Origin of the sequence: Parvibaculum sp. (assembly GCF_035511255.1) — a bacterium.
Classification (GTDB): Bacteria; Pseudomonadota; Alphaproteobacteria; order Parvibaculales; family Parvibaculaceae; genus Parvibaculum.
In genome coordinates, this window is sequence record NZ_DATKFR010000349.1 from 1 (window position 1) to 3,845 (window position 3,845).

At 67.7% G+C, this 3,845-nt stretch carries 6 protein-coding genes; all 6 read left to right on the top strand.

Going from position 1 to position 3,845, the window contains the following annotated elements; all coding sequences use genetic code 11:
* Nucleotides 1–140: 140 nt before the first annotated feature.
* Nucleotides 141–1,442 (top strand): phage major capsid protein, encoded by a 1,302-nt coding sequence (locus VMR03_RS13525; protein ID WP_325406077.1) that lies wholly within the window; start codon nucleotides 141–143, stop codon nucleotides 1,440–1,442.
* An 11-nt stretch (nucleotides 1,443–1,453) separates the two neighbouring features.
* On the top strand, nucleotides 1,454–1,885 hold the full coding sequence (locus VMR03_RS13530; RefSeq protein WP_325406079.1) for a hypothetical protein: 432 nt from the start codon (nucleotides 1,454–1,456) through the stop codon (nucleotides 1,883–1,885).
* A gap of 265 nt (nucleotides 1,886–2,150) precedes the next feature.
* A complete protein-coding gene (locus VMR03_RS13535; RefSeq protein WP_325406081.1) occupies nucleotides 2,151–2,720 on the top strand; it encodes a head-tail connector protein in 570 nt (189 codons plus the stop codon).
* On the top strand, nucleotides 2,717–3,043 hold the full coding sequence (locus tag VMR03_RS13540) for a phage head closure protein (protein ID WP_325406083.1): 327 nt from the start codon (nucleotides 2,717–2,719) through the stop codon (nucleotides 3,041–3,043). The genes VMR03_RS13535 and VMR03_RS13540 overlap by 4 nt, the downstream gene beginning before the upstream one ends.
* A complete protein-coding gene (locus VMR03_RS13545; protein WP_325406085.1) occupies nucleotides 3,040–3,456 on the top strand; it encodes a DUF3168 domain-containing protein in 417 nt (138 codons plus the stop codon). The genes VMR03_RS13540 and VMR03_RS13545 overlap by 4 nt, the downstream gene beginning before the upstream one ends.
* Nucleotides 3,457–3,462: 6 nt before the next feature.
* Nucleotides 3,463–3,845: phage major tail protein, TP901-1 family (locus tag VMR03_RS13550; RefSeq protein WP_325406087.1), on the top strand; the 383-nt coding region annotated here is incomplete at its 3' end.

Below are 3,845 nucleotides of genomic sequence, written 5' to 3' on the forward strand. Positions count from 1 at the left end.
CGGACGCACGCCGGATCGTTGCCGGCGGCTACAAGGCGCTGACGGTTTCGCGGGACGCGAAAGGCGGCGATGAGGCGACGGCGCGGGCGATCCGCGCGGCGTCGCGGATTTTCAACTGAACAGACATCAAGGAGAGCACGATGAGTGCATTCATGACCGGCGTCCCGCGCATCGGGGCGTCGCTGGCGGAGGGTGCGCGCGCGCCCGAAACGAAGAGCGCGGCGTCGCACGAGGTGCGCGACGCGATGGACGAGTTTCTCGGCGCCTTCGAGGACTTCAAGCAGGCGAATGACGAGCGGCTCGACGAGATCGAGAAGAAGCTCACCGCCGACGTGCTGACGGAAGAGAAGGTCGACCGCATCAACCGCGCGCTCGACCGGCAGAAGAAGACGGTGGACGAGCTGGCGCTGACGCTGGCGCGGCCCGAAATCGGCGGCCATGAGAGCCGCGCCCGCCTCGACCCGGCGCGGCGCGAGCACAAGCGCGCCTTCGACCTCTATGTGAGGAAGGGCGAGGCGCAGGACCTGCGCGCGCTCGAGGCGAAGGCGCTGTCGGCGCAGTCCGACCCGGACGGCGGCTATCTGGTGCCGGCGGAGACGGAGCGGATGATCGACCGCATCGTCTCCGACGCCTCGCCCATCCGCGCCATCGCCGGCGTGCGCCAGATCGGGGCGGCGAGCTACAAGAAGCTCTTCACGGTGTCGGGCCCCGCGAGCGGATGGGTCGGCGAGACGGAGGCGCGGAGCGAGACGACCGCCTCGTCGCTTTCCGAACTCGAATTTCCGGCGATGGAGCTTTACGCGATGCCGGCGGCGACCTCGACGCTGCTCGACGACGCGGCGATCAATATCGACCAGTGGCTGGCGGAAGAAGTGCAGACGGCCTTTGCCGAACAGGAAGGCGCGGCCTTCGTCACCGGCGACGGCGTCCGGCGTCCGCGCGGCTTTCTCTCCTATGCGAAGGTCGCCAATGCGAGCTGGTCCTGGGGCAAGCTCGGCTATCTCGCGACGGGCGTCGCGGGCGCCTTTCCGGTCTCCAATCCGTCGGACATGCTGATCGACCTCATCTATGCGGTGAAGGCCGGATACCGGGCCAATGCGCGCTTCGTGATGAACCGCGCGACGCAATCGGTGATCCGCAAGTTCAAGGATGCGGAGGGCAATTATCTCTGGCAGCCGGGTCTTGCGGCCGGCGCGCCGCCGACGCTGCTCAACTATCCGGTGACGGAGGCCGAAGACATGCCCTCCATCGCCAGCGACGCGACGGCGATCGCCTTCGGCGATTTCAAGCGCGGTTATCTGATCGTCGACAGGCTCGGCGTCCGCGTGCTGCGCGATCCCTACAGCGCCAAACCCTATGTGCTCTTCTACACGACGAAGCGCGTGGGCGGCGGCGTGCAGAATTTCGAGGCGCTGAAGCTTCTGAAATTCCGAACGGCGTGAAGGAGAAAGACATGCGCGACTTTCATCGCAACATCAAGACCGTGCAGGCGCTCGATCCGGCGGTGACGACGGCGGCGCGGACCGGCGCGCCGATCGACCGTCAGGGCTTCGAGGCCGTGGAACATATCGTGCTCTTCGGCGCGAGTGGAGACACGCTCTCCGGCTCGCTCAAGACGGATGTGAAGCTCGAACATTCCGAGGACGGAGCGACATGGGCGCCGGTGACCGACGCGAAAGCGGTCAGCGGCGGGCCGGTTTCGGCGGCGGGCGTCTTCGCCACGGTGGACGCGGCGGGCAAGGCGTCGACGGCCTATCGCATCGGCTATCTCGGCAATGCGCGCTACAGCCGCGTGAGCCTCGCGCTTACGGGCACGCATACGAATGGCACGCCGGTGGCGGCGATGGCCGTTCTGTCGAAAGCGAATGTGAAGCCGGTGGTTTAAGGCTTCGCGGGCGTCCTGGCCCTCCGCTCCTCCCTCGGAGGGCCGGGGCGTTTTTCTGGAAGAAGGTGGTATGCGCGATGCCTTCTTCCTTTCGCCCTCACTGTCATCCCGGCCAAAGCCGGGACCCATTGGTTCCCTTAGCAATCGAAGACGGAATGCCGCTCGCATTCCATATCCGGATCGCGGGCGGCTGCTGCAAGTGGAGGTGCGAGTGGGTCCCGGCTTTCGCCGGGATGACATAGATTTTTTTTGAAAGAACATTTGCATGACACTCATCCTGACGGCGGGGCCGGCCGAGGAGCCGGTGACGCTTGGCGAGGCGCGGGCGTTTTTGCGGCTCGACGACACGGGCGAGGACGGGCTTCTCGCCGCGCTCATCACGGCGGCGCGGGCGGTTCTCGAAGGCGAAACGCGGCGCGCCTTCGTGACGCAAAGCTGGCGGCTGCTCATCGACCGGTTTCCCGAAGGCGCGATCGTGATGCCGCTCGCGCCGGTGGCCGAGGTGACGGCGATCACGCTCGTCGCGCGGAACGGGGAAAGCGAGACGGTCGATCCCGCGCTCTACGATCTCGAACTCGGAGCCGAGCCGCCGCGCATTCATCCGGCGGCGGGCGGCGGCTGGCCGGCACCGAAGAAACGCGCGGGCGGGATCGCGATCGATTTCACCGCCGGCTATGGCGGCCCGGCTTCGGTGCCGCAGGCGCTCAAACATGCGGTGCTGCTGCTCGTCGCGCATTGGTTCGAGACGCGGCTGCCGGTCGCCTTCGAGGGCGCGAACGAAATTCCCTTTACCGTCGGCGCGCTGATCGTGCCCTACCGGAGGTTCCGGCTATGAGCGCGCGAGATCCGGGACGGCTTCGCGAGCGGGTGACGATCGAACGGCCGACACGGACGCCGGACGGCGCGGGCGGCGCGACGATCGGCTGGAGCGTTCTCGCGACGGTGCGGGCGGAGGTCATATCCTTCAAGGGTGTGTCGCTCGTCGCCGCGGAACGCGAGGAGGCACGCGAGCCTTTCCGCGTCGTCATCCGCCATCGCGGCGACGTGACGACGGAGATGCGCGTGGTCTGGCGCGGGCGGGTGCTCGATATTTCGAGCCGGCACGACCCCGACGGCGGGCGGCGCTGGCTGGTTCTCGATTGCGAGGCGCGGCCATGAACGCCTATGACGCCGATCTCGCGTTGCAGAAGGCGATCCATGCGAGGCTCGCCGGCGACGAGGGACTGACCGCGCTGATCGGGGCGCGGCTTTACGACAATGTACCGGGCGACACGGGCTTTCCCTATGCGACGCTCGGCGAGGCGCAGGTCGCGGACTGGAGCACGGGCGACAGCGCGGGCGCCGAACACCGGCTTTCGTTTCACGTCTATTCGCGGGGCGGCGGACGGGCGGAGGCAAAGCGCGTGCTCGGCGCGATCAACGCGGCGCTGCACGAGGCGGCGCTGACGCCGGACGGCGCGCGGCTCGTCGCCTTGCGCTTTCTCGACGCGGAGACGCGGCGCGAGCCCGACGGCACGACCTGGCGCGGAACGATCCGCTTGCGCGCCCTCACCGAACTCATCACGGAGTAGACCATCATGGCGGCCCAGAGAGGCAAGGACCTGCTCGTCAAGCTCGACGCGGGCGGAACGGGAACATTCACGACGGTGGCGGGATTGCGCACGCGCGCGCTCGCCTTCAACGCGCGCAGCGTCGACGTGACCCATGCGGAGTCCGCCGGGCGCTGGCGCGAACTTCTCGAAGGCGCGGGCGTTCGCTCGGCGTCGATTTCGGGACGCGGTATTTTTCGCGACCAGACGTCGGACGCGGCGATCCGGCAGGTGTTTTTCGACGGAGCGATCCGGAGCTGGCAGATCGCCATTCCCGATTTCGGCACGGTCGAGGGGGCGTTCCAGATCACGGCGCTCGAATTCTCCGGCGAGCATGACGGCGAGGTGACGTTCGACATGGCGCTGGAGAG

What these genes read in the sequence shown, in the direction of transcription:
- VMR03_RS13545 (WP_325406085.1), top strand. Translation starts at nt 3,040, where the DNA reads ATGAACGCCTATGACGCCGATCTCGCGTTGCAGAAGGCGATCCATGCG.
- VMR03_RS13530 (WP_325406079.1), top strand. Translation starts at nt 1,454, where the DNA reads ATGCGCGACTTTCATCGCAACATCAAGACCGTGCAGGCGCTCGATCCG.
- VMR03_RS13540 (WP_325406083.1), top strand. Translation starts at nt 2,717, where the DNA reads ATGAGCGCGCGAGATCCGGGACGGCTTCGCGAGCGGGTGACGATCGAA.
- VMR03_RS13525 (WP_325406077.1), top strand. Translation starts at nt 141, where the DNA reads ATGAGTGCATTCATGACCGGCGTCCCGCGCATCGGGGCGTCGCTGGCG.
- VMR03_RS13535 (WP_325406081.1), top strand. Translation starts at nt 2,151, where the DNA reads ATGACACTCATCCTGACGGCGGGGCCGGCCGAGGAGCCGGTGACGCTT.